The 1,144-nt window shown below is 74.0% G+C and carries 1 protein-coding gene; it reads right to left on the reverse strand.

The window, feature by feature from the left end; translation table 11 throughout:
- The coding region (locus B9S61_RS00120) for an amino acid adenylation domain-containing protein (protein ID WP_146064660.1) at window positions 1-1,144 on the reverse strand (1,144 nt) is incomplete at both ends.

The following is a 1,144-nucleotide window of genomic DNA, read 5'->3' on the forward strand; positions in this document are numbered from 1 at the left end:
CGGGCAGGGCGCGCAGCGCGGTCTCGATCTCGCCGGGCTCGATCCGGTACCCGCGGATCTTCACCTGGTGGTCGGCGCGGCCCACGTAGGCCAGCCGGCCGTCGGGCAGTACGCGCACCAGGTCGCCGGTGCGGTACATGCGGGCGCCGGGGCCGCCGAAGGGGTCGTCGAGGAAGCGTTCGGCGGTCAGCTCGGGCCGGTTGCGGTAGCCGCGGGCGACGCCGCCGCCGGAGACGTACAGTTCGCCGGCGGTGCCGGGCGGGACGAGGCGGCCCCAGGTGTCGAGGACGTATCCGTGCTGTCCGGCCAGCGGCCGTCCGATCGGTGAGCGGACCGTGCCGCGGACGTCGTCCTCGGTCACGGTGTGGATCGTGACGTGCACACAGGTCTCGGTGATGCCGTACATGTTCACCAGGGCGGGACGGTGCCCGGGGTCGGTGAACCAGTCCCGGTAGTCACGCACGTCGAAGGCGTCGCCGCCGAAGATCACGGTGCGCAGGGCCAGGTCGTCGAAGCCCGCCCCGACGTCCTCGAGGTGGGCGCGCAGGCCCTTGAAGGCGGCGGGGGTCTGGTTGAGGACGGTGACGCGTTCCTCGCGGAGCACGCGGTGCACCGCCGCGGGGTCGCGCACCTCGTCCTCGCCGAGCACGACGACGCGTCCGCCGCCGGTGAGCGGCGCCCACAGTTCCCACACGGAGAAGTCGAAGGCGGGTGAGTGCATCAGCGTCCACACGTCGGCGGGGCCGAAGTCGAAGTGGTGGTCGGCGGCGGCGAGGAGCCAGGCCAGGTTGGCGTGGCTGACCTCCACGCCCTTGGGCCGGCCGGTGGAACCGGAGGTGTAGATGACGTAGGCGAGGTCGTCGGGGGCCGGCCGGACGTCGCCGTCGCCGTCCGGGGTGTGCTCCTGGCCGGGGTCGTCGTCGAGCAGCATGAGCCGGGCGGGCAGGGAGTCCACGGCGGTGCGGGTGGCGGTGTCGGTGACGATCCAGTCGATGCCGGCGTCGGTGACGGTGAACTCGCGCCGGGCCCGCGGGTGGGAGGGGTCGAGCGGGAGGTAGGCGGCGCCGGCCCGCCAGATGCCGAGCAGGGCGACCGCCAGGTCCGGGGTGCGGTCGAGGCAGACGCCGACGAGCGAGCCGCGGAC

It is taken from the genome of Streptomyces sp. SM1, assembly GCF_002910825.1.
GTDB lineage: Bacteria > Actinomycetota > Actinomycetes > Streptomycetales > Streptomycetaceae > Streptomyces > Streptomyces okerensis.